Annotated in this window: 18 protein-coding genes; 14 read left to right on the forward strand and 4 right to left on the reverse strand. The window is 44.6% G+C overall.

From position 1 onward, the window contains the following. Nucleotides 1–15: 15 nt before the first annotated feature. Nucleotides 16–1,167, reverse strand: coding sequence for an acyl-CoA dehydrogenase family protein (locus MN210_RS06330; RefSeq protein ID WP_201544935.1), 1,152 nt, complete (start codon nt 1,165–1,167; stop codon nt 16–18). A 186-nt stretch (nt 1,168–1,353) separates the two neighbouring features. On the opposite strand from MN210_RS06330, the gene MN210_RS06335 reads away from it, so the two are divergent. Both MN210_RS06335 and MN210_RS06340 read left to right on the forward strand, forming a co-directional pair. After that, a complete protein-coding gene (locus MN210_RS06335) occupies nt 1,354–2,001 on the forward strand; it encodes a TetR/AcrR family transcriptional regulator (RefSeq protein WP_162522602.1) in 648 nt (215 codons plus the stop codon). Between the two features lie 496 nt (nt 2,002–2,497). Next, nucleotides 2,498–3,763, forward strand: a complete 1,266-nt coding sequence (locus tag MN210_RS06340; protein WP_338412780.1) for a tyrosine-type recombinase/integrase — start codon at nt 2,498–2,500, stop codon at nt 3,761–3,763. A gap of 33 nt (nt 3,764–3,796) precedes the next feature. On the opposite strand, the gene MN210_RS06345 is transcribed toward MN210_RS06340, so the two are convergent. The 3 genes from MN210_RS06345 to adh all read right to left on the reverse strand — a co-directional run bounded on the left by MN210_RS06345 (nt 3,797) and on the right by adh (nt 6,429). Further along, on the reverse strand, nt 3,797–4,171 hold the full coding sequence (locus tag MN210_RS06345) for a PepSY domain-containing protein (RefSeq protein ID WP_201544941.1): 375 nt from the start codon (nt 4,169–4,171) through the stop codon (nt 3,797–3,799). A 272-nt stretch (nt 4,172–4,443) separates the two neighbouring features. Beyond that, on the reverse strand, nt 4,444–4,776 hold the full coding sequence (locus MN210_RS06350) for a DUF779 domain-containing protein (protein WP_338412781.1): 333 nt from the start codon (nt 4,774–4,776) through the stop codon (nt 4,444–4,446). A gap of 126 nt (nt 4,777–4,902) precedes the next feature. Continuing rightward, a complete protein-coding gene (gene adh / locus MN210_RS06355; RefSeq protein ID WP_011960448.1) occupies nt 4,903–6,429 on the reverse strand; it encodes an aldehyde dehydrogenase in 1,527 nt (508 codons plus the stop codon). A gap of 418 nt (nt 6,430–6,847) precedes the next feature. On the opposite strand from adh, the gene MN210_RS06360 reads away from it, so the two are divergent. The 12 genes from MN210_RS06360 to MN210_RS06415 all read left to right on the forward strand — a co-directional run bounded on the left by MN210_RS06360 (nt 6,848) and on the right by MN210_RS06415 (nt 23,498). Beyond that, nucleotides 6,848–8,113 carry an NRAMP family divalent metal transporter gene (locus MN210_RS06360; protein WP_338412782.1) on the forward strand — a complete coding sequence of 422 codons (1,266 nt, stop codon included), beginning with the start codon at nt 6,848–6,850 and terminating at the stop codon, nt 8,111–8,113. Nucleotides 8,114–8,223: 110 nt separating this feature from the next. Further along, the gene (locus MN210_RS06365) at nt 8,224–9,483 is read left to right on the forward strand and encodes an NRAMP family divalent metal transporter (protein ID WP_338412783.1); all 1,260 of its coding nucleotides are present in this window, start codon (nt 8,224–8,226) and stop codon (nt 9,481–9,483) included. A 231-nt stretch (nt 9,484–9,714) separates the two neighbouring features. Beyond that, a complete protein-coding gene (locus MN210_RS06370; protein WP_338412784.1) occupies nt 9,715–10,410 on the forward strand; it encodes a hypothetical protein in 696 nt (231 codons plus the stop codon). Nucleotides 10,411–10,456: 46 nt separating this feature from the next. Then, on the forward strand, nt 10,457–11,419 hold the full coding sequence (locus tag MN210_RS06375) for a LysR family transcriptional regulator (protein WP_110816562.1): 963 nt from the start codon (nt 10,457–10,459) through the stop codon (nt 11,417–11,419). 288 nt (nt 11,420–11,707) lie between these two features. Continuing rightward, a complete protein-coding gene (gene prpB, locus MN210_RS06380; protein WP_241879595.1) occupies nt 11,708–12,601 on the forward strand; it encodes a methylisocitrate lyase in 894 nt (297 codons plus the stop codon). A 197-nt stretch (nt 12,602–12,798) separates the two neighbouring features. Further along, a complete protein-coding gene (prpC, locus tag MN210_RS06385; RefSeq protein ID WP_338412785.1) occupies nt 12,799–13,929 on the forward strand; it encodes a bifunctional 2-methylcitrate synthase/citrate synthase in 1,131 nt (376 codons plus the stop codon). Nucleotides 13,930–14,191: 262 nt separating this feature from the next. Next, nucleotides 14,192–16,843, forward strand: coding sequence for a Fe/S-dependent 2-methylisocitrate dehydratase AcnD (gene acnD, locus MN210_RS06390; RefSeq protein WP_155587211.1), 2,652 nt, complete (start codon nt 14,192–14,194; stop codon nt 16,841–16,843). A 115-nt stretch (nt 16,844–16,958) separates the two neighbouring features. Continuing rightward, nucleotides 16,959–18,212, forward strand: a complete 1,254-nt coding sequence (prpF, locus tag MN210_RS06395; protein WP_201544953.1) for a 2-methylaconitate cis-trans isomerase PrpF — start codon at nt 16,959–16,961, stop codon at nt 18,210–18,212. 215 nt (nt 18,213–18,427) lie between these two features. Beyond that, nucleotides 18,428–20,281: an ATP-binding cassette domain-containing protein gene (locus MN210_RS06400; RefSeq protein ID WP_011960457.1), complete on the forward strand. Its 1,854-nt coding sequence runs from the start codon at nt 18,428–18,430 to the stop codon at nt 20,279–20,281. Nucleotides 20,282–20,342: 61 nt separating this feature from the next. Next, nucleotides 20,343–20,933 carry a GNAT family N-acetyltransferase gene (locus MN210_RS06405; RefSeq protein WP_011960458.1) on the forward strand — a complete coding sequence of 197 codons (591 nt, stop codon included), beginning with the start codon at nt 20,343–20,345 and terminating at the stop codon, nt 20,931–20,933. A 123-nt stretch (nt 20,934–21,056) separates the two neighbouring features. Then, nucleotides 21,057–22,397, forward strand: a complete 1,341-nt coding sequence (locus tag MN210_RS06410) for a DUF2868 domain-containing protein (RefSeq protein ID WP_011960459.1) — start codon at nt 21,057–21,059, stop codon at nt 22,395–22,397. Between the two features lie 153 nt (nt 22,398–22,550). Further along, nucleotides 22,551–23,498, forward strand: coding sequence for a sterol desaturase family protein (locus MN210_RS06415; RefSeq protein WP_338412786.1), 948 nt, complete (start codon nt 22,551–22,553; stop codon nt 23,496–23,498). Nucleotides 23,499–23,540: the final 42 nt, after the last annotated feature.

Genomic DNA, 23,540 nt, shown 5'->3' on the forward strand with positions numbered 1-23,540 from the left:
AGTCAAACTGGTGCGTTACATGAAGCGTGAGGCAAGCTCTTTCATGATTTCGTTAGTACCGCCGTAGATTTTTTGTACGCGCGCATCAGCATACATACGGGCAATGGGGTACTCGCTCATATAACCATAACCACCGAATAACTGTAAGCATTCATCGATTACTTTACACTGTTTTTCAGTGACCCAGTATTTGATTAATGACGCTTGTGGTGCCGTAAGCTTGCCCTCTATCATGGCCTCCACAGCAGAGTCGCACAGAGCACGTACGGCTAAATAGTCAGCTTGTACTTCGGCTAGTTTAAAGCGAGTGTTTTGGAATTTCCAAATGGGACGACCGAATGCTTCACGCTGTTTGACATAGTCAAGGGTGAGCTCTAACGCCAGTTTGATAGCACCGCAACCGCTTAAGGCTATAATAAGGCGCTCTTGTGGCAGCTCTTGCATCATTTGGATAAAGCCAAGGCCTTCGATGCTACCTAATAAGTTCTTTTGTGGCACGCGGACATTGCTAAAGAACAGCTCTGAGGTGTCTTGAGCGGACAAACCGGTTTTTTTAAGATTACGGCCACGCTCAAAGCCTTCTAAACCATCGGTTTCAACAACGATTAATGAGACACCTTGTGCGCCCTTCTCACGGTCTGTCTTACACGCCAATACAATCAGGTTGGCATGTTGACCGTTAGTGATAAAGGTTTTTGAGCCATTAATAATATAGTCATCGCCCTCTTTTACGGCATAAGTTTTAATTGCTTGTAAGTCTGAGCCTGTTGTCGGCTCGGTCATCGCAATGGCGCCCACATATTCGCCAGTTGCCAATTTTGGAATCCAAGCCTTTTTTTGCTCTTGAGTGCCATGTTTGAGGATATAAGGGGCAACGATACCTGAGTGAACCATCCCTCCAAATCCAGATTGATTGGCTTGAGCCTGAGCTAGCAAAATAGCGGCTTCATGGCCAAAATCACCGCCGCCGCCGCCGTACTCTTCAGGCATTGAGGCACATAAAAAGCCCATTTCACCGGCCTCAAGCCATGCATCACGATCAATTTTACCGTTCTCGCGCCACTGCTCATCTTTATCTTCCCAGCTTTTGAACAACTTTAAGGCGCTTTCATATACCATTTCATGTTCTTCAGTCATCCAATTACTTTTAAAAGCATCAATACTCATACCGTCATTCCTTAACGAGGTTTAGGGTTTTTATGGTAATTTAAATTACCATATATTATCCCGTATAAAAAACATTTTAGGCTTATATGTCTATACTTTGAGCTTTCATACTACAAAAGTATATTTATTTAAGCAACGACTTATACTAAAATAGTAATTATTATTACTATTTTATTGGGATGTGACGTGAACCAGAGTTTAGGAAAGGCAAGCCAAAAAAATGAGAGGCTCAATGACAAAGCACTTGCCCCTTTATCCAAGATACGCCCTGCCACATTGGATAACATTGAAAAAGCAGTACATCAGTTGTTTGCCGGTGATAATGCGCAAGAGGTCACCATGATCCAAATTGCCAAGGCGGCCAACGTCTCATTGCAAACTTTATATAAGTACTTTGGGGATAAGCAGACCGTGTTCCATACTATTATGGATAGAGTACTCGGCCGGCTCGCTATACGCATGATGGATCATTTGCAAGGTATTGATAGTGTGGAGGATAGAATTAGAAAAACACTTTGGGTGGTTTTTGACTTTGTGGATACCCACCCTGATGCCGTCATGGTACTTACTTCGATATCTGCCACGGACATTCGTAAAATATCTATCTATGAAAATGAAGAGCTGATTAAGGCATTTACCAGTGTCTTGCTAGATGGACAAAAACGTGGTGTGTTAAATGACAGCGTGCCTTTATATGTGTTATTCGATGTGTTTATGGGGTTTGTGATGCGTATTGGTATGATGCAAGTGGTTCGCAAAGCCAATACGCCGCTTACGGACAGTTTTGATGATTTGTTCAATATTTTGTGGCGTGCCATCTCTAAACCGCAATAGTTATGATATGACTGTGCTATTTTGACGCTTATCATCATCAAAAAAGACAAGCGCCTGTATTTGCACAGAACAGTAATACACCCCTACTTTTATAATTCTGTGCAAATACAGGCGCCTCTAATTTTTATTAAAAATTACTTCTTTTATTAAATGTATCACCTATTGCCAGTATTTGTAGTTAATTTGCTCTACAATAAATTAAATCATCCCCAAGGTACACTTGGGGATGATTATTCATAAAAGCTTTTATATATAAGGTTTTTATTTTTATAAAGATGATTTTGGTGTCCAGTTTGGTGTCCAAATAATAGGATATTTAGTACTGGATTTTAGAGGCAAGACTACAGATAAAAGACGGTGATTATTAAACTGTATGCCTTTAATGCTAGGCGTTAGGCGTGATGAAGATTACTAACAATACTTTAGCACAATAAAAGCGAAGATTGTACAAAAATGTGTGCTCCTATTTATATGACAAAACAACAAAGTGAGAAGTATGGTTATTCATAATAGACGGGATATTAATAGACTTGAGTGCCGTGACAAAGATTATTTGGTCGCAGTCGCTGGCGTACCCGAACTTAGTGTACGTATCTATCCCAATGGCAAAAAAGAATTTTATCTGCGTTACACCCATCCACATCAGCCCAATAAACGTCCGCGTATGACGTTGGGTTCTGTGGAAGATATCAGCCTGCATGAGGCAAGAACCAAAGCTGAGTCTATATTGGATATGGTGCGAAATGGCACCGACCCTAAAGCCATACGTCAGCAAAAGCAGGTGAATAAATATGCGCATCTAAAAAACGCCACGTTTGCTGAGATTGCTGCAGCTTGGCGTGATAATAAAATCAATAGCCGCCGTCAACGCAAATCTGGTAAGCGTGCCTTTAGTGAGTCTACCCTAAAGTTTTGGGATTTGTGCTTGGGTTATATGTGCGCCGAGATTGGTAACTTGAGGATGTATGACATCACCAGTGAAACCATCTTGAATGTTTGTGAGTCTATTCAAAATAACGATAATGAAGCTGCCTTTGTGGGTGCCAGTACCCGTTTATATACCGAAAAGGTGTTTTCATTCGCCGTGGCTCGTGGGTTATGTGACACCAATGTCGCCATTTATACCCGTGGAGAGCTGGCACCAGCGGGCTCAGGAAAACACTTGCCAGCACTGACCAAACCCGATGAGTTTGCCGCTTTATTGAAGGACATGGCGACGTTTACTGCAGCAAGTGAGCTGACGTTAATGGCAATGAACTTATTGCCTTATGTCTTTGTGCGCAGTATTGATTTACGCTCTATGCGCTGGGATGAGATTGATTGGGCGCATAAGCTCTGGGTTTTTTCACCAACCAAAGGCGAAGGGCGTGAAGATATGGTCTCAAGTTTGGTGGTGCCTTTAGCAGATCAGGTGATTACTCGCCTGCGTGACATCCAAAAAATAACCGGTGACAAGCCTTATGTGTTCGCCTCGATACGCAGCTCAAGCAATGCTTATATGAGTAAGGCCACTTTGGTTCAGGCATTTCACCGGCTGGGTTACAAGGGAAAACATTGTACGCATGGATTTCGAGCCGCCGCCAAGACACTGCTTATGGAGCAGCCCGAGCTTCGCTATTCAGACATTGTCACTGAGCTACAGCTCGGCCACAGGATCAAGGATACCCATGGCGGAGCGTACAACCGATTGGATGAAATAAGCACACGTACTCAAATGATGCAGCACTGGGCTGACTATATTGATAGTCTGCGCAGCCGTTAATACCAAGTGGCCTGCTCTACTAGTCTTTCGCTACTAGTCTTTTTTCATTTTTACCACATTCATGCTGGGATAAGCTAAGTCAATCTTGTATTTTTTGCCACCTCGATAAGCGGTGGTTTTGACAATGCCTTGCTTTTGTTTATAGTCGACTTTTTGTACTTGGTAACCCATTGCATTTAGCTTACGTGTGGCCAGTCGTTCGGCATTACCTTGGTTGTACTCGCTCTTGTTATATTTTTTGTTTTGATGCTTTTTGTTCTGCTTATGGGTATTATGCCCTTTTTTATCATAGGTACCATTAGGATAGTGCATCCCTCGAGTATCCAGAGGTGTCGATGCACAGCCCACAACAGCTACACTCAAAAATATAGCAGTAAATCCTGTGGCCAATGTTTTAAGTTTTATCATGCGGATTTATCCTTATAAAATCAATTTACCCAGTACTCTTTAGCTAAATCAGGGCTTGAAATATTTCATTACAAATATATGACTATGATAGCTGTCTTATATTGATAGTTAGTATCTTAAGCGTTATAAGTTGTAATTGCTCAGTCTATGTGTCGGCTGGAGTCAATGCAGAGCATAGGACCATATAAATGGAAAAAACCGAGCGGTTTAGACTCGGTTTTTTAGATGATTTACTGCAAATAAATTAACTTTTTTTAGTACTTAGAGCGGGCTTAACTTTGAATCTGACAAATCTCAGAGCGCACAATAAAGCGCTTGCCCTCAGGTATCTCAAGCGAGAAGCTAGCACCGCGTCCGGCCACAACATCTATCGTTAAGTCAGTATGCTGCCATAGTTCAAACTGAGCCTTGCCCATATAAAAAGGACAGCCGCCAATCTCGCCTACCAGCACATCCTGCCCTCCTGTCTTAAACTCGCCAAGCGGATAACACATAGGTGAGCTGCCATCACAGCAGCCGCCAGATTGGTGGAACATCAGCTCGCCATGCTTAGATTTTAATAACTCAATGAGCTCAATGCAGGCTGGCGTGGCATCAACTTTCATAATTTGTACTCCTAAAATATTCGGCCTTGTCATTATGGTTTGGTAATGAGCACCTTAAAATTAAAAAAAGCAATCCACCTGACGATAGATTGCTTTGGTAAGTTGATACAGAGTTGAATTTAGGTTTTAAAAGAAGCCCATCGCCTTGGTGCTATAAGAGACCAGCATATTTTTGGTTTGTTGATAATGATCTAGCATCATTAGATGGTTTTCACGACCAATACCTGACTGCTTGTAGCCACCGAAGGCTGCGTGTGACGGATATAGGTGGTAGCAGTTGGTCCATACACGGCCTGCTTGGATGCCACGGCCAAAGCGATAAGCTTTATGCACGTTGCGGGTCCAGATGCCTGCGCCTAAGCCATACAAGGTATCGTTAGCCAAGCGTAATGCTTCCTCATCATCCTTAAAGGTAGTTACCGCCAGCACAGGTCCAAAGATTTCTTCTTGGAAAATGCGCATGTCGTTGGTGCCCTCAAAGATAGTAGGCTGCACATAATAGCCGCTGGCAAGATCGCCTTCATGCTTGGCCTGCTCACCGCCGACCAGTACTTTAGCGCCTTCTTTTTTACCAATATCTAGATAAGATAAGATTTTTTCTAACTGATCTGAGCTGGCTTGCGCACCGACCATGGTTTCGGTATCTAGCGGGTTGCCAAGTTTAATGGCTTTAACGCGCTCAATACAGCGTTTGATAAATTCATCATAAATGCTCTCATGCACCAGTGCACGTGAAGGACACGTACAGACTTCACCTTGGTTGAGCGCAAACATCACCAGGCCCTCTACCGCCTTGTCTAAGAAATCATCGTCTTCATCCATGATGTCTGCAAAGAAGATATTAGGACTCTTACCACCAAGCTCTAGCGTAACAGGAATAATGTTTTCACTGGCGTATTGCATGATTAGGCGACCGGTGGTGGTTTCACCTGTGAAAGCGATTTTGCTAATACGAGGGTTTGACGCAAGTGGCTTGCCTGCCTCTACCCCAAAGCCATTGACCACGTTTAATACGCCTTTTGGCAAGATGTCTGCCAGCCCAATGGTTTCAATTAAATACAAGATTGAGGCAGGCGTCTGCTCAGCCGGCTTAAGTACGATACAGTTACCTGCAGCCAATGCCGGAGCAATTTTCCAAATCGCCATAAGTAGAGGGAAGTTCCAAGGGATAATCTGACCGACCACACCTAAGGGCTCATGGAAATGATAGGCTACGGTATCTTCATCAATTTGACTGATGCCGCCTTCTTGAGCACGGATGGCGCCGGCAAAATAACGCAAATGATCGATAGATAAAGGGATATCTGCTGCTAGGGTTTCTCTAACTGGTTTGCCGTTTTCATAACATTCGGCCACCGCGATCTTTTCAAGATTTTCTTCCATCTTGTCAGCGATTTTTAGCAGGATATTTGAGCGCTCTGTGACACTGGTTTTGCCCCAAGCTTCTTTGGCCGCATGTGCAGCATCTAGGGCTTTTTCGATGTCGGCAGCTTTTGAACGGGCAACTTGGCAAATGAGTTTGCCGTCGATAGGACTGGTGTTATCAAAATACTCACCATCAATGGGAGCAACCCACTCTCCGCCAATAAAATTATCGTATTTTTCGCGGAATTTAACCAAGCTATTGTCAGTATTTGGGGTTTGGTAAAGCATGTGACGCTCCTTGTGATTATTATTAAGCCTTAACCTTTTGTTATTTTTGAATAAATAAGCGTTAAGGCCGGTTCTTATAAGCCGCAATTTTCCTTTGCGTGCTTGCTTATCCTAATCCCTAATTAGTTAGAAGGGAAGTTACTTATTTTATGCGGTGCTTGCTTAATAGATAAAATATAGTTATAAAATATGCTATCAGCAAACTTAGGGTTAACTTAAGTGTATTTTTAATGATACGTTCTGCTTCTGCTGTGGGTTTTATAACTAAAGGAGTGGTCGGTCATAACCATATTCAATTAGTTGCAATACTATACGTGATAGTATATTGAGTTTTTTGAAAGCTGAGCTTAGCGCTTATGATTACTGCCACCACTGCCAGTTGCGCTGATCTAAGCTTTCTGACTCATTCGAGGTATTTATGAGCGCAGCATCCCCTAATTTAGATCAAAACTCGGATAAATTTAACTGGCGTATCTTCGGCCCTGGCATCTTGCTAGCTACTGGCGCTGTTGGTGGCTCACATCTTATTTCATCGACACAAGCTGGCGCGTTATATGGCTGGCAATTGGCGATTATGATTATTCTCGCCAACTTTTTTAAATACCCCTTTTTTAAATTCAGCACCGATTATGTGTATGACACAGGGGAGTCACTAATTGCCGGTTACGCCAAAAAATCGCGGGTATATCTTTGGTTATATACCTTGCTTTTGTTAGCGTCAGCGCTTATTAGCGTGGGTGCTGTGGCCTTGTTAACCACGGTTATTTTGGGCTTTATGTTGCCCTCAAGCATCAGTCCCTCGATGACGGTACTGTCATTTATCGTTATGGGCGTCTCTTGGCTGTTTTTGGTGTTGGGCCACTACAAGCTGCTCGATAAGTTCAATAAGTGGATTATGGCCGCTTTAATTGTCTCAACCATTGCTGCTGTTATGATTGCAGCGGGTAAGCCGACGGTTATGGCACCAGGTTTCATAGCCGCTTCGCCTTGGAATATGGCTTCGCTGGGCTTTATCGTGGCCTTAATGGGTTGGATGCCAGCACCGCTTGAATTTGCGGCCATGACCTCGATGTGGACCAAAGAAAAGGTAAAAGCCGATCACACTACCCACCGCCAAGGTTTAATTGACTTCAATGCCGGCTACATCTCAAGTGCCATTTTGGCGCTGTTTTTCTTAGCGCTTGGGGTCTTTGTACAATATGGCACAGGGACCGAGATTCAAACCCAAGGCGGCGCTTACATTACTCAATTAATGAATATGTACACCGCCACCATTGGCGATTGGTCCAAGTTATTGGTGGCGTTTGTGGCCTTTATGGTAATGTTTGGCACCACCATTGCCTGTGCCGATGGTTATGGCCGCTCTATTGCTGAAGGGATGCGTTTGATTAATAACAATCCAAACGAGGCCTCGCAAACCCAGATTTTTTGGTGGACCACCTTTTCAGCCTTAGGCGGCTTTGTTCTTATCACCTTTTTCAAAGGTCAGCTTGATATCATGCTTAAGTTTGCGATGATTTCAGCCTTTGTGTTAGCCCCTGTGTATGGCTGGCTCAACTATTCATTGATTAAAAGTCAGCAACGACTGTCACCGCTTATGACCTTTTATAGTATCTCAGGCCTTATCTTTTTAGCGGGTATCGCTTTATTGTTTATGGCACAGCTGACAGGGATTCTTGCCTAGCGCTTTGCTAGTAAAAACTTAAATGAATTTAAAAAACACACCTACTGCACCTATGAGTAATCTTATAAACCAAGCCCTTTAAAATAAGCACAAATTAAGGTTAACCTGCTATGAGCACATCTTCGACTCACGCCTCGCCCAAAGACAAAGGCATTAATTGGCAAGCTTTTGGTCCCGGTATCTTACTGGCCTCAGCAGCCATTGGGGGCTCACATCTTATCTCATCGACACAAGCTGGCGCGTTATATGGTTGGCAATTGGCGATTATGATTATCCTCGCCAACTTTTTTAAATATCCCTTTTTTAAATTTGGTACCGACTATGTTTATGAAACCGGAGAGTCGTTGGTTGCCGGATATGCCAAAAAATCACGCCTATATCTGTGGGCATTTTTTATCTTATCTTTAGCAGCTTCGATCATTAGCACCGGTGCAGTGGCGCTATTGGCGGCAGTTATTCTAGGGTTTATGTTGCCTGAAAGCTGGGGGCTATCTAATGGTGTTTTGTCGATTATCGTCATGGGCGTGTCTTGGCTATTTTTGATTCTTGGTCACTACAAGATGCTTGATAAGCTTACCAAATGGATTATGGTGGCGCTGACTGTAACCACGTTAGCTGCGGTGATTATTGCGGCAGGCAAGCCTACCATTATGGCACCAGATTTTGTGGCCGCCTCACCTTGGAATTTGGCCACCTTGGGCTTTATTGTGGCCTTAATGGGCTGGATGCCGGCACCACTTGAGTTCTCAGCGATTAATTCTATGTGGATTTCGGCCAAAGTAAAATCGGACCACACCACACACCGTCAGGGCTTAATTGACTTTAATGTCGGTTTTATCGCCACCTCTTTATTGGCACTGGTATTTTTGGCATTGGGTGTGTTTGTACAGTATGGCTCAGGCGTTGAAATCCAGACCCAAGGCGGTGCTTATGTGGGGCAGCTGATTAGTATGTACACGGCCACCATTGGTGAGTGGTCACGTCTATTGGTAGCTTTTGTGGCCTTTATGGTGATGTTTGGTACCACCATTACCTGTGCTGATGGTTATGGCCGTATCAATGCCGAAAGTTTACGTTTAATCAAAGACGATGCCAATATTTCACAACAGCAAATCATCCTGTGGACCACCTACTGTATTGTGGGCGGCTATATTATTATCACCTTCTTTACCGGGCAGCTGGGCGCTATGCTAAAGTTTGCTATGATTACAGCTTTTGTTTCAGCCCCAATTTTTGGTTGGTTAAATTACTCACTAGCCAAAGATCAGCAGAACCTATCAGCTGGCATGAAGCTGTACAGTATTGCCGGCTTGATCTTCTTAGGCGGTATTGCTTTGTTGTTTATGGCGCAATTATTTGGCCTAATCTAAAAAAACTTCTCTGTTTAGCCTCTTTAAAAGACCTTACAATAGCCGTAAGGTCTTTTTTTATATCCCCTCATATTTAGCTGGCTTAAGCGCAGGGTTGGATTAGGGTTAGAATTGTAATTACAATCCAAAGGTTTCGTTGTATGCTATCTTAATAGCGACAATACGCCTTTTTTGGCACGTTTTTTGGTGATTTTCTTTTGGCCCCTTAGATAGATAACTGGAGTAAGTGCCATGACCTTAAATCCCGTACGTCCTTTTGTGAGCGCAGTTGTGCTGGCCACCCTCACTGCTTTGGCAGGCTGTGATACGCGCACCCAAAACCCAATGATGCAGACCATTCCTACCGATGCCGAGAAGTGGCAAGATAAATTGGGTGACACCTTAGAGCAGCTTTCAGAAGAAGATCGCCAGCTTCTAAGCCGTTATATGCTACGGATGCGTTTAAGTGACGCTTATGAAAAAGGCGCTGTCCCTAGAATTACCATTGGCCGGGCATTAGAGCAGCAGCGAAAGTACGAAGCACTGCATCCGGATAATCCCACAGGTAAAAAAAGCCCAGTAACCACAGCTGTGCAGCCTGATAACTATCCGATAACCCTACTGCCGGCCAAAACCAGTGAAAACGACAGTTTGAATAATGTTAAATTGTCTTTTGTGCTGTCAAATGAAGGGCAAACAGCTGTAAAAAGCTTTAAAGGTACCTTAATGCTGCGTTATCCGGCATTCGAAAAACCCAAGCCGGTGGTCATTCCTTTTACCCTATTTGATCCGCCCATGTCGCCCAAACAGTCTCGGAAAATGGAGGCGGATGTGAGCATAACTGACATCAATGTGATGAAAGCCATTCAAAATCCACAAAATATTGAAATTGAGATAACCAAGGGCGCTATGGTATTAGAAGATGGTCGCGAGATTGTGTTTAAGTAAGCACTATTTGGTGCAATGTATGTGTTCTAACGTATGGTGAGAAGTGATGCAGTTAAAAAGATTGACCGCCTTTCATAGCGTAGCACGCTTAAAAAGCTTTAGTGAGGCAGTATCACAAACCCAGCTGTCACAGCCGACTTTAAGCCGCTTAATCAAGCAGTTAGAGGATGATCTGGGCGTTATCCTCATTGACCGCTATCATCGTCCGTTACAGCTGACTGAGGCGGGCAGATTTTTTTATGAAAAAATTGATATCATCTTAAAAGAGCTCGATAGCACCATCAGTCTGACCCAAAAAATCGCGCATCCGCCAGATACCCTAAACATTGGCTTTGTGCCCTCAGTGCTTTATGGCTTATTACCGACGGTTATTTCAAGGTTAAAGCAGCGCTTGCCGAATTTGGAGGTGCATTTAAAAGACATCAGTTCCTTCAAACAGATCGGTGCGCTCAAGGCCGGCGAGATTGACGTGGGTTTTGGCCGATTTGCCCATAACGATGAGCATATTTATCAGCTGTTACTGCGTCATGAACGCTACGTCGCCGCCCTTCCCAATACTCATGAACTGGCTGGCAGCCATGATATTCACTTATCACAGCTGCAAAATAGCCGAGTTATCTTATACCACCAAACCCACCTTCCTGTCCCTCAACTTGCCAGCGCTTCAACAACTGAGGCTCAAAACACAGACCCTAGTCTTATTAGCGAGCCGCTGCTGCATCTGTTTGCCAAGCGCTCAGCCTTACCGCATCACACCACCTCGGTTAGTGACATTCAGTTGGCATTAGGCTTGGTAGCCGCCGGTGAAGGCATAACGTTAGTGCCTGATAGCCTAAAATCAGTACGCTCTGAGCAAATCAGTTACCGCACCTTAATTCATGAAGATGCCACCTCACCGATTTACATCTGTAGCCTGACCACCCCCACGCACCCAGCCTTTACTACCTTACTTGAGGTGATTTATGCCATTTATGAAGAGCGTGGTATCACCTATCGCCGAGTGATCTAATTCCTTATCAGCTGAATTTTCCACACAAATTGTAATTTTTTGTAAAAAATCATCTGGTTTTTGATTGCTCTATTTTGCATATTTTAAATACGGCTTAAGATAAATCATCAAAATTTAAATAACCATACTCATTTTATGAATAGTTTTAGTAAAAACACATCTAATATTTAGTATTTGTAATCAATATCGCTTTATACCCTTCTTCCTTATTGGCCAATTTAGGGCTATTCTTATTGAAAATACAATCTGCATAAAAACTCCCTCCCCCTTCTATTCAAAGGACTGATTATGAGCACTTATTCTGCCGGCAAGCGCTTTCGCGAAGCCCTCTTAGCACAAAAATCAAATAACCAACCGCTACAAATCGTCGGCACCATCAATGCCTATACGGCCATGATGGCGACCCAAGTCGGTCATAAAGCCATTTACTTATCAGGTGGCGGCGTGGCAAATGCCTCATACGGCCTACCAGATTTGGGTATGACCAGCCTTGATAACGTATTAGAGGATGCCAGCCGTATTACCAATGCGGTAGATACGCCACTATTGGTCGATATCGATACCGGTTGGGGCGGCGCATTTAATATCTCTCAAACCATCAAAAAGATGGAAAAAGCAGGTGTTGCTGCCGTGCATATTGAAGACCAAGTGGCACAAAAGCGCTGTGGTCACCGCCCAAACAAAGAAATCGTTTCAACCGCCGAAATGGTTGACCGTCTTAAAGCGGCGCTTGATGCCAAAGTCGATCCAGACTTTGTGGTGATGGCACGTACCGATGCCTTATCGGTCGAAGGCTTAGAAGCAGCTGTTGAACGTGCTGTGGCTTTTGAAGAAGCTGGCGCCGATATGATTTTCGCTGAAGCGCTAACCGATATCGAGATGTATCGTAAATTCACCGATGTATTAAACATTCCGGTACTCGCCAACATGACTGAGTTTGGCCAGACTGACTTATACACCACAGAGCAGCTATTTAACGTTGGTGTGGACATGGTGTTATACCCACTATCTGCCTTTCGTGCGATGAACAAAGCAGCGCTAAACGTGTATCAGCATCTATTAAATGATGGTACTCAAGAAGCTGTGGTCGATACCATGCAGACGCGTATGGAGCTATATGACTTCTTAAATTATCACCAGTTTGAACAAAAGCTAGATGAGCTATTTGCTCAAAAGAAGTAAACATCTTAAATGTGAAAAGTTTTAAGAAGGTATTTTCGAGTAAACCAAATATTTTAATTTAATAATAGCTTGAAGGTTTGTAGCGTCACAAGGCGGTTGACTGCAGATTGTACAAATCGTACATCTAAGGAAACCAACACAGTGACGCTGCAAAATGCAAACTATTTCAGCCACCAAACAAAAAAAGGATTTTTACTATGGCAGCAGGTAAACAATTATCAGGCGCAGGCTTACGTGGTCAAGTAGCAGGTAAAACGGCATTATCAACCGTCGGCAAATCAGGTTCAGGCTTAACTTACCGTGGTTATGATGTCAAAGATTTAGCCGAAAATTGCATCTTTGAAGAGGTCGCGTATTTATTGTTATACGGTGAGCTACCCACCCAAGCCCAGCTCGATGACTACAAAGCAACGCTAAAACAGCTTCGTGATTTACCGCAACCGCTAAAAGACGTACTAGAGCGTATTCCACAAGACGCGCATCCAATGGACGTGCTACGTACTGGTTGTTCAATGCTAGGCAACTTAGAGCCAGAAGACAGCTTTGATGAGCAGCTGGACAAAACCAACCGTATGTTGTCCGCTTTCCCAGCGATTATTAACTACTGGTACCGCTTTAGCCATGAAGGCGTGAAGATTGACTGCGTGACCGATGCCGAAACCATTGGTGGTCATTTCTTACAGCTATTAAAAGGTGACAAGCCAAGTGAACTACACGAGCGAGTGATGAATGTGTCACTTATCTTGTACGCTGAGCACGAGTTTAACGCCTCTACGTTTACTGCGCGTGTGTGTGCATCTACCTTGTCAGACATCTTCTCTTGTATCACGGGTGCCATCGGCTCATTACGTGGCCCGTTACACGGCGGCGCCAATGAAGCGGCGATGGAGCTTATCGAAGGCTTTGACTCGCCAGAAGATGCAGAAGCCGGCTTGCTGCGTATGCTAGATAATAAAGACAAAATTATGGGCTTTGGTCACGCCATTTATAGCGAATCAGATCCACGTAACGTGATTATTAAGCAGTGGGCTGAAAAACTAGCCGCCGATGTGGGCGATGAGGTGTTATACCCAGTATCAGTGCGCTGTGAAGAGGTGATGTGGCGTGAGAAAAAACTGTTCTGTAACGCTGATTTCTTCCATGCCTCTACCTATAACTTTATGGGCATTCCAACCAAGCTATTCACGCCAATTTTCGTTTGCTCTCGCCTAACCGGCTGGGCCGCTCACGTATTTGAGCAGCGTGCTGACAACCGTATCATCCGCCCAAGCGCCGAATATGTGGGCGAAGCGCCACGTGAGGTAACGCCTATCGCTGAGCGCGGTTAGTTTATAAAGTAGAGTCAGATTGTTTAGGGCTCTATCTTTTTTATTGAAGATAGGGCCTTATTTGTTAGATGATTATTTTGTTAGATGATTGTATTTAATGGCCGTTAGCGCATTAATATTTTATTGATTTCAAAATTTAGCGATTTTAGCAATTAGGGCTACTTACTGCTAAGTGTTAAATTTAATTTAAGGACAGCCAGTCATGTCAAATCAGAGTATTGAAACAAACCAGCCAGAGCTGACCCACAAACATCCCCAGCCGATGAATACAGAATTTAAAAAACCACTACCTTTGCCAAACGGTGAGGACAGTGGTCTGTATTATTTTGACGTTGAACAAGCAGTTAATGCAATTGAACCAGGCGCTTATGCCAAGCTGCCTTTTAGCTCAAAAGTTCTTTGTGAAAACTTAGTACGCCGCTGCCCACCAGAAGATTTGACCGAGGCGCTATCACAGCATATCTACCGCAAACAAGACATTGATTTTCCTTGGTATCCGGCGCGTGTGGTGTGTCATGACATCTTGGGCCAAACCGCCTTTGTCGACTTAGCTGGCCTTCGTGATGCCATCGCTGCTGAAGGCGGTGACCCGGCGAAAGTTAACCCCATTGTGCCGACCCAATTGATTGTCGATCACTCATTGGCGGTTGAACACGCCGGCTATGAAGAGAATGCTTTTGAGAAAAACCGGGCCATTGAAGAGCGCCGCAATGAGGACCGTTTCCATTTTATCAACTGGTGTGAATATGCCTTTGATAACGTTAACGTGGTGCCGCCTGGCAATGGCATCATGCACCAAATTAACCTTGAGAAAATGTCACCTGTGGTCCAGGTCATTACCGATAAAAACGACGGCACACCTGTGGCCTATCCAGATACCTTGGTCGGTACTGACAGTCATACGCCCATGGTCGACGCCTTAGGCGTTATCTCCATTGGTGTGGGCGGGCTAGAAGCTGAAAGCGTGATGCTGGGCAATCCCTCATATATGCGCCTGCCTGATATCATCGGTCTAGAATTAACCGGCAAATTACAACCTGGCATTACCGGTACAGATTTGGTACTGGCTATGACTGAATTTTTGCGTGATGAAGGTGTGGTCTCCGCCTATGTCGAATGCTTTGGGGACGGGGCTCGTAGCTTATCTGTAGGCGATCGTGCTTCAATATCAAACATGACACCTGAATATGGCGCAACCGCCGTTATGTTCTATATTGATGAGCAAACCATTGATTATCTGCGTTTGACCGGCCGTACAGAAAAGCAAATTAACGTCGTTGAGGCCTATGCTAAGCACACGGGGCTTTGGGCAGATGGCATGCAACAAGCCAAATACGAGCGTGTATTAAGATTTGATTTATCAAAAGTGGTGCGTAATATCGCAGGCCCCTCTAAGCCGCATGCTCGTGTATCTACCACAGATTTGGTCAACAAAGGCATCGCTCAAGAGCACTATGACCCCACCGCACCCGCAGATGGCTCAATGCCTGATGGCGCTGTGATTATCGCCGCCATCACCAGCTGCACCAATACCTCAAACCCACGCAATATGGTTGCTGCGGGGATTGTGGCCCGTAATGCCCTCAAAAAGGGTTTGGTGCGTAAACCTTGGGTCAAATCATCGTTAGCACCGGGCTCAAAAGCCGTAAAACTGTATTTAGAAGAAGCCGACTTATTGCCTGATTTGCAAGCCCTTGGTTTTGATGTGGTGGCCTTTGCTTGTACGACTTGTAATGGCATGAGCGGTGCGCTTGAACCTGAAATTCAGCAAGAAATCATCGACCGCGACTTATTTGCCACGGCAGTGCTCTCAGGTAACCGTAACTTCGATGGCCGTATTCACCCCTACGCCAAGCAAGCATTCTTAGCCTCGCCGCCTCTGGTTGTCGCCTATGCAATTGCAGGTTCTATTCGCTTTGATATCGAAAAAGACCCACTGGGTCAAGATCAAGATGGCAATGATGTCTATCTAAAAGACATCTGGTTTGATGATGCGGAAGTTGATGCCATTGTGGCCTCTGCGGTTAAGCCTGAGCAATACAGCAAGGTGTATATCCCCATGTTCGATGAAGGAAAAGTAGATGCTGAGCGTCACGATGCTGTCACTGACCCTCAATACAACTGGCGAGAGATGAGCACCTATATTCGCCGTCCGCCTTACTGGGAGGGTAATATGGCTGAGGCCAACCAGTTAAAAGGTATGCGACCACTGGCAGTATTGGGAGATAACATCACAACTGACCACTTATCACCCTCTAATGCCATTATGCCAGATAGTGCTGCTGGCGAGTATTTGGACACCATGGGCTTGCCTGCTGAGGACTACAACTCCTATGCCACTCACCGTGGTGATCATTTAACCGCTCAGCGTGCAACTTTTGCCAACCCAAAACTGTTAAACGAGATGGTTCGTGACGAAAACGGCGAAGTCATTCAAGGCTCTCTGGCCCGTGTTGAGCCAGAAGGCGAGACCATGCGCATGTGGGAAGCCATTGAAACGTACATGAAACGCAATCAGCCGCTCATCATCATTGCAGGTGATGGCTATGGTCAAGGCTCTAGCCGTGACTGGGCTGCTAAAGGGGTTCGTTTAGCTGGGGTTGAGTGTGTGGTCGCTGAAGACTTTGAGCGCATTCACCGTCAAAACTTAGTGGGTATGGGTGCGCTACCGGTTCAGTTTGAAGCTGGCACGACCCGCAAAACCCTAAACATCGACGGTACAGAAGTGTTTGATATCGAAGGTGAAGTGTCTGCAGGTGGCACAATGACACTCGTGATTCACCGCAAAGATGGTAGCGTAGATAAAGCGCCAGTTAAGTGTCGTCTAGATACCGCTGATGAAGTTAAAATGTATCAATCAGGTGGTATGTTACAGCGCTTTGCTAAAGAGTTCTTGGCAGGCAATGTGGCTTAGTTTATTGAAGCTAATTCGCTGATAAATCGCGTCTTAATTAAGCGCATAAGCCACCTTTTATTGTGCTTGTGCGCTTTTTTAATAAAAAATAATACCCCCCTCATAAGGATTTGTCATGACCCAATCTAATACACCCTTTGCCCCCCAAATTTCAGTACCTGCCACCTATATGCGTGGCGGCACCTCTAAAGGCACGTTTTTTAAATTAAGTGATTTGCCTGAGCGTTGCCAACAACCTGGCGAGGCTCGCGATAACTTTTTAATGCGCGTCATTGGTAGCCCCGATCCTTATGGCAAGCAAATCGATGGCTTGGGTAATGGGTCATCTAGTACCTCAAAGACGGTTATTCTCTCTAAACCTGATCAAGCCAAGTCTGAAAAAGATAGCCACGATGTGAATTACCTGTTTGGGCAAGTGAATATTGCCAAGCCTATGATTGATTGGGGGGGTAATTGTGGTAATTTAACCGCTGCAGTGGGTGCTTGTGCCATCAATATGGGTCTGGTCGATGCTGATAAAGTAGCTGCTAGTGCCAAGAGCGGTATTTGTGAAGTGCGTATTTGGCAGCAAAATATTAGCAAAACTATCATTGCCCATGTGCCGGTCTACACTGATGAGCAAGGACAAGTGCAGGTACAAGAAACCGGCGATTTTGAATTAGATGGGGTTACCTTCCCTGCCGCAGAGGTAAAAATTGAATTTATTGATCCGGTTGACGCGTCAAGCGCTATGTTCCCAACAGGCCATCTGGTTGACGACTTTGATGTCTCCGGGTGCGGACTGGATAAAGACTGTGTTCAAGCGACCTTTATCAATGCCGGCATCCCCACCATATTTATGAAAGCTGAGGACTTAGGCTTTAATGGTACTGAGCTTCAGTCTGATATTAATGGCAATCAAGAGCTGCTTGATAAGCTTGAGACTATCCGCGCCAAAGGCGGTGTGGCTATGGGCTTATTTCAGGATGTAAGTGACGCACAAAAAAGCCAGCATATCCCTAAGATTGCTTGGGTGGCACCTGCTCAGTCTTACACTGCCTCAAGTGGTAAGGTGGTCGATAAAGACGACATTGACTTGGTGGTACGTGCCATGAGTATGGGACAGCTGCACCATGCGATGATGGGTACAGCGGCGGTGGCCATTGCCGCTGCTGCCACCACGCAAGGTACATTGGTTAACCAATCAGCTGGCAATGGCTCAGCAACACAGCTGTCTGAAGTACGCTTTGGTCATCCCTCTGGTACACTGCTTGTGGGCGGTAAAACTGAGCTGGTAGATGGCCGCTGGCAAGCCAAAAAAGTGTCTATGAGCCGCTCTGCTCGCCGAATTATGGTCGGGCAAGTGTTTGTGCCTGGTGACTGCTTTTAGAGTTTTTGGGATGACAATTGGCCTCTATAATGACCTTGGTGAGCGGATATAAAGAGTCATCATAGGGCTTTGCTTTCAAAAATATTACAATGGCGCCATAGTAAGCGGCTATGATTATGAAGGTATAATTACCCAAGCCAAGAGCGCGAATGGTAAACTTCATAATCATCCGCTTTATATTTAATCTTATTTATAAGTAATGAGCTAGAGATAATATGGCCTCACCTCCAAAACGTGTCCCCCTAGATATCAAACCGCCCACCAAAAAAACCGAACGGGGGGCATTGCTGTGGTCAATATTAAAACGACTGGGTGAATTTGCTCGTCCTTATCGTGGCCTGTTTATCCTAACCTTAATTTTGACGGTATTGGGGTCATTTACCGCTCAGGTTAACGCATTCGTGCTGCAGTACACCATTGATACTTTAACGGGTATCGTGGGTTTACCTGACCCGTGGATTAAAGGCCTGAAGCTATTAACCTTAATTAGTAGTATTTTATTGGCTAAAGAGGTGCTCAACGTTTTTATCACCTTCGGTCAGCGCTATTTTGGTGAGCGTATTCGTATTAACTTATCGCGTGATTTATCACAAAAAGTCGTCGATCGTATTTTGTCCTACAAAATGTCGTTTTATACCAGTGATGAGAATGCCAGCGGTAAGCTGCAGACCCGTATTGACTTGGGCGTTAGCAGTTTGACGCAGCTGGTACAAAACTTCTTTATCGACATGCTGCCTCTATTCGCCAGTGCCATTGTGTCCTTGGTGATTATGTTTAATGCCAACTTTTGGGTGGGCATGGTCGGCCTAATTATTGTGCCGATTTATTTCTTTGTTAGTCAACAGCAGGCCAACCGCTTACAAGGGTTTCGTAAGCAAATGCGCCAATATCGCGAGACCAAAAGCGGCCTGGTGATCTCAATTATTGACTCTATCACCGTGATTAAGTCCTTTGTGCGTGAGCCGATTGAGTCGGATAAGCACTGGGAAATTCAAAAAGACATGACCACCAACCAGCTACGCATCCGCAGTATTGCGTTTATGTATAATGCCGGCAAGAGCTTTATCGAGCAAATTGGGGTGGTGGTTATTATCGTCTTGACTTCATATTTTGTGCTTAATGGCCAGATGACCATTGGTGCGATTATGTTTCATATTTTGCTGTTTCAAAACGTCGCTGCACCTATTCGCGAATTACACCGTATTTATGACCAAATCAACAACGCCCTAACCTACGCTGAAGGCTTCTTTGATATTTTAGATGATGATGACGCCATTGAACGTGCTGGTGAAATTGAGTGTACGGATTTAAAAGGCCATATTGAGCTTAAAGATGTCAATTTCTCCTATCCTAATGGCAAGCAGGCGTTAAAAGATGTCAGCTTTGAGATTCATCCCAATCGTATTACCGCATTGGTCGGCTTAAGTGGCGCTGGTAAAAGCACCATCATTAATCTACTGGTGAAGTTTTATGACCCCAGCAGCGGCACTATTTGTCTAGATGGTCAAAGCCTAGATAACTACAATACGCATAATTTGCGCGAACAAATTGGATTGGTACTGCAAAAGAACCATATTTTCTCAGGTACCATTGCTGATAATATTCGTTATGGTAATATGCAGGCCACCGATGATGAGATTATTGAGGCGGCCAAGCAGGCGTCTATTCATGAGCAGATTATGGGGATGCCTGAGGGCTATGATAGCGAAGCAAAAATGCTCTCAGGAGGACAGCAGCAGCGGATTGCGCTGGCACGAATGTTCCTAAAGAACCCGCCTATTGTGTTCTTAGATGAGCCTACAGCAAGCCTTGATGCCATTGCAACCCAGCAGATCAAACACAGCTTGGACTTAATCAAAAAAGACCGTACGGTAATTATTGTCTCACACAATATTTCCCAAATTATCGATGCTGATGATTTGATTGTGATTGATAATGGCCGCGTGGTCGAAACCGGTACCCATGAAGAGCTGTATGCCCAGCATGGCGCGTATTATGATATCTTTAACGCCATGTCAGACAGCTTAAATTTAGATAAAATAAGCCACACTCTCAAAAGCGATGTCTAATTTATAGCGGCTTTTTAGTTTATAATTTTTGGCTGATAAATAACCGATAAGATGTTTTTCAATGACCGTTAAATTCACTATAAAAAACTTCGATGAGCTCACTGCCGTCGATGTGTATTACATTTTACAAGCCCGCTCTCAGGTATTTGTAGTCGAGCAGCACTGTCCTTATCAAGATGTTGATGACATTGACTTTGAATGCCTACACTTGGTGGCTCATATGGACAAAACCTTGGTCGGTTATTGCCGTATTATTCCGCCCAATGTCGGTGGTGTGGCCTCCAATCCAAATCCCCGCATCGGTAGAGTGTTGGTGCTACCTGAGTACCGCCGCAATGGGCTGGCGCGCGATATCATGATGCATGCCATTAAGTATTGCCGTAGCAAGTATGGCAAAAAACCAATTAGAATAGCGGCACAAACTTACTTGACCGAGTTTTATCAATCTTTAGGTTTCGAGGCCATTGGTGAGCCGTATGAAGAAGATGGCTTGAGTCATATTGATATGGTGCTACAGCAAAATAAGCGCAAAATCAAAGCGGCTTCTGTCCCTGCCATTGCAGAAGGCGTCAGCGCCAAAAGTGTGCTGATGAATTTAGTACTGTTTATTATCGCGGTGGCCATTATTGGGGTGTTGTATCTGTTAATCTAAAGGATGGCGGGCCGGTTTTTGCCATGTGTGCCTCTTTTGCTGGGCAATGACGCCCTTAATCACTTTTTATTTGATTTATTTGGTATCGCGTAGCGTGATCGGCTGCCATCGACAAGGAATATCATGTTATCCAAACAAGACCAATTGACTGAGCTGGTACGAAAGCTTGAGTCGAAAAATCATGTGTTCTCCACCGATCCGCTGCTAATCACAGAGCGCTTGCAGGATGAGGCTGCCACACCCCTTCAAAAAATACGTCGCCGTGCTGAACGCATTGATAGCAATGGCGCCTTAGCTGGTACGTTAAATAAAATCGATGGCCGTATTAAAGGCATTATCCTAATCATGAGTGTGCTGTGGTGCATCTCAGGATTTTTGGGGTTGTTTGCGCTGCTACAGGCCAATGTGGTCAACTTCTTTTATGTACTGGTGTGTTTGCTTGGTTTTCATACTGTGATGCTGCTTGGGTGGCTGATCTTCACGGTCATTAATCGCGGCAGTCAATCACCCAGCCTGATTACCAGCTTTATCAGCCCCAAGGCTTTAATTCGCGGCAAAGATGATGTGACCCAAGCGGCGGTAGAGCTATATGACGAGCAATTGCACCACACTGGCATGCGCTGGTATCTGAGTAAGTTTAGCCATCAGCTGTGGCTGGCCACTTTAACCGGTATGCTGTTTGCTATCATCTTTTTGCTGATTGTGCGTCAATACAGCTTTAGCTGGGAGTCTACCCTACTCTCTGATCAAGCGTTAATGAGCTTGACACATTGGCTTGGGTGGCTACCAAGTTTGGTGGGTTTTCACGTCCCTGATACTGAGGCGATTATCCAAAGTCGTCTGGCCACAGAGGCAATGCCCTTATCTATTGCCCGGCAATGGGCGAGCTTGCTTATTGGCAGCTTGCTCATGTATGGCATTGTACCAAGGGCCATCGCTTGGGCATTGTGCGCGCTGATGTTTAATCGCCAAAAAATGAAGATTGACTTAAATCTACCTTACTATCAAAAAATCCTCAATTTTTGGCAAAGAAAAGTGGTGGATGCAGATGACTTTGTCGAAAAAATACAGGCTGTCGCCCCTGTCGCAAAAATAAGTACGGGCAATAAATTGGTGGTATTGCTTGAGTATAAACACAGTGATCCTCATTGGTATCATGCCGCAGGCCAGGCCTTTATTCATCCTGCACCTGTTGAATTTGGGGTGCTAGATGATAGGGAGGATATGGATAAAATCCTGCAGTATCTTGAGCAGCATGAGGTTCAAGTTTTGGTGGGTATTCATGCCAAAGCCTTGCCTGATCGTGGCACCATGCGTAAGTTAGATAAGATTGCCACTCATGCCAAACAAGGGGTTATTGTACAGCTGCTAGAGGATACCTCTAGTATGGAGAAGCAAGACAGCGTGCGCAGACAACAGTGGCAGGCGGCACTGGCTGAGCGCAATATTGGTCTGGTCTCATAGCCATTATTTATACTTAATTTAGAAAAATTACTTGATAGTAAAAAATTTTTAATGGGTTGCCTCCCTGATAACTGCTAAACTCAGAGAGATACTTGTGCTTAACGCCGTTATCTTTAACAGCGACGTCATATTTAACAAGGTAGTGAGGTAACTATGAATGGAATCACGGAGCAGTTAAACGCTCTAAAAGACACATTAAATGATGGTGTTCTAACTATCGCTCCTGCAGGCATACACCCTACTTTGGTGAGTATATTGCCCCAACACTGGCAGGAGTGGTTATTGCCTTTAATGGGTGGACCCTTTGTTTTGATATTTCTACTTGAGTGGTTTTATCAAAGCCGCCGCGGGCAAGCTGAACAATTTTCAGCCAAAAGAGCCCTGACTAACTTTAGCTTAGGCGGCACCTACATCACCTTTGAGCTGATTATTCAGGCGTTGATAGTGCTGCCAATTTGCTTATGGTTGTATCAATTTCGGTTATTTACCATTGATGTCACTTGGCTTAGTGCCCTGCCTATCTTTATTGCCGTTGAGTTTTGTTATTACTGGTTCCACCGCGCCTCGCACCGGATCAGCTGGTTTTGGTCGGCACACATAGTGCATCACACTGATGATCGTATGAATTTATCGACTGCCATGCGCCAAAGCTTACTGTATTCGGTTACCGGTTGGTGGCTGTTTTTTACCCCGCTGATGCTGCTAGGTGTGCATCCGGTCTGGGTGTTCTTCTTCTACGCGCTTGATTTAATTTATCAATTCTTCATTCATACCGAAACTGTCGGCAAGCTCCCCAAATGGGTGGAATATGTCTTTGACACCCCCTCTAACCATAGAGCCCATCATGGCACCAATGCCGCTTATGTCGATAAAAACTATGGCGGCGTACTGATTATTTTTGACCGCTTATTTGGTACTTATGTTGAAGAAGACCCCCTCAATAATCCTGTACGATTTGGTGCTTATGGTGAGAAAAGCAATGACAACCTCTTTGGGCTGATATTTTCTTTTTTTGGTCGCATGTGGCACAAAGCTTTAAGCGCTCAAGGGCTAAAACAAAAACTAAAAGCCTTTATTCATCCCCCCAGTGAGATAAAATAACAAAACAAGCGACACTGCTAACTTGGTAAACGTTAACTTAGT

Source organism: Psychrobacter raelei (assembly GCF_022631235.3).
GTDB classification, from domain to species: Bacteria; Pseudomonadota; Gammaproteobacteria; order Pseudomonadales; family Moraxellaceae; genus Psychrobacter; species Psychrobacter raelei.

Bases quoted from the DNA above. Each gene is read 5' to 3' on its own strand.
- MN210_RS06405 (WP_011960458.1), top strand. From the start codon at position 20,343: ATGACCGTTAAATTCACTATAAAAAACTTCGATGAGCTCACTGCCGTC.
- MN210_RS06350 (WP_338412781.1), bottom strand. From the start codon at position 4,776: ATGAAAGTTGATGCCACGCCAGCCTGCATTGAGCTCATTGAGTTATTA.
- prpB (WP_241879595.1), top strand. From the start codon at position 11,708: ATGAGCACTTATTCTGCCGGCAAGCGCTTTCGCGAAGCCCTCTTAGCA.
- prpF (WP_201544953.1), top strand. From the start codon at position 16,959: ATGACCCAATCTAATACACCCTTTGCCCCCCAAATTTCAGTACCTGCC.
- MN210_RS06365 (WP_338412783.1), top strand. From the start codon at position 8,224: ATGAGCACATCTTCGACTCACGCCTCGCCCAAAGACAAAGGCATTAAT.
- MN210_RS06410 (WP_011960459.1), top strand. From the start codon at position 21,057: ATGTTATCCAAACAAGACCAATTGACTGAGCTGGTACGAAAGCTTGAG.
- MN210_RS06415 (WP_338412786.1), top strand. From the start codon at position 22,551: ATGAATGGAATCACGGAGCAGTTAAACGCTCTAAAAGACACATTAAAT.
- acnD (WP_155587211.1), top strand. From the start codon at position 14,192: ATGAATACAGAATTTAAAAAACCACTACCTTTGCCAAACGGTGAGGAC.
- MN210_RS06400 (WP_011960457.1), top strand. From the start codon at position 18,428: ATGGCCTCACCTCCAAAACGTGTCCCCCTAGATATCAAACCGCCCACC.
- MN210_RS06375 (WP_110816562.1), top strand. From the start codon at position 10,457: ATGCAGTTAAAAAGATTGACCGCCTTTCATAGCGTAGCACGCTTAAAA.
- adh (WP_011960448.1), bottom strand. From the start codon at position 6,429: ATGCTTTACCAAACCCCAAATACTGACAATAGCTTGGTTAAATTCCGC.
- MN210_RS06370 (WP_338412784.1), top strand. From the start codon at position 9,715: ATGACCTTAAATCCCGTACGTCCTTTTGTGAGCGCAGTTGTGCTGGCC.
- MN210_RS06340 (WP_338412780.1), top strand. From the start codon at position 2,498: ATGGTTATTCATAATAGACGGGATATTAATAGACTTGAGTGCCGTGAC.
- MN210_RS06345 (WP_201544941.1), bottom strand. From the start codon at position 4,171: ATGATAAAACTTAAAACATTGGCCACAGGATTTACTGCTATATTTTTG.
- prpC (WP_338412785.1), top strand. From the start codon at position 12,799: ATGGCAGCAGGTAAACAATTATCAGGCGCAGGCTTACGTGGTCAAGTA.
- MN210_RS06360 (WP_338412782.1), top strand. From the start codon at position 6,848: ATGAGCGCAGCATCCCCTAATTTAGATCAAAACTCGGATAAATTTAAC.
- MN210_RS06330 (WP_201544935.1), bottom strand. From the start codon at position 1,167: ATGAGTATTGATGCTTTTAAAAGTAATTGGATGACTGAAGAACATGAA.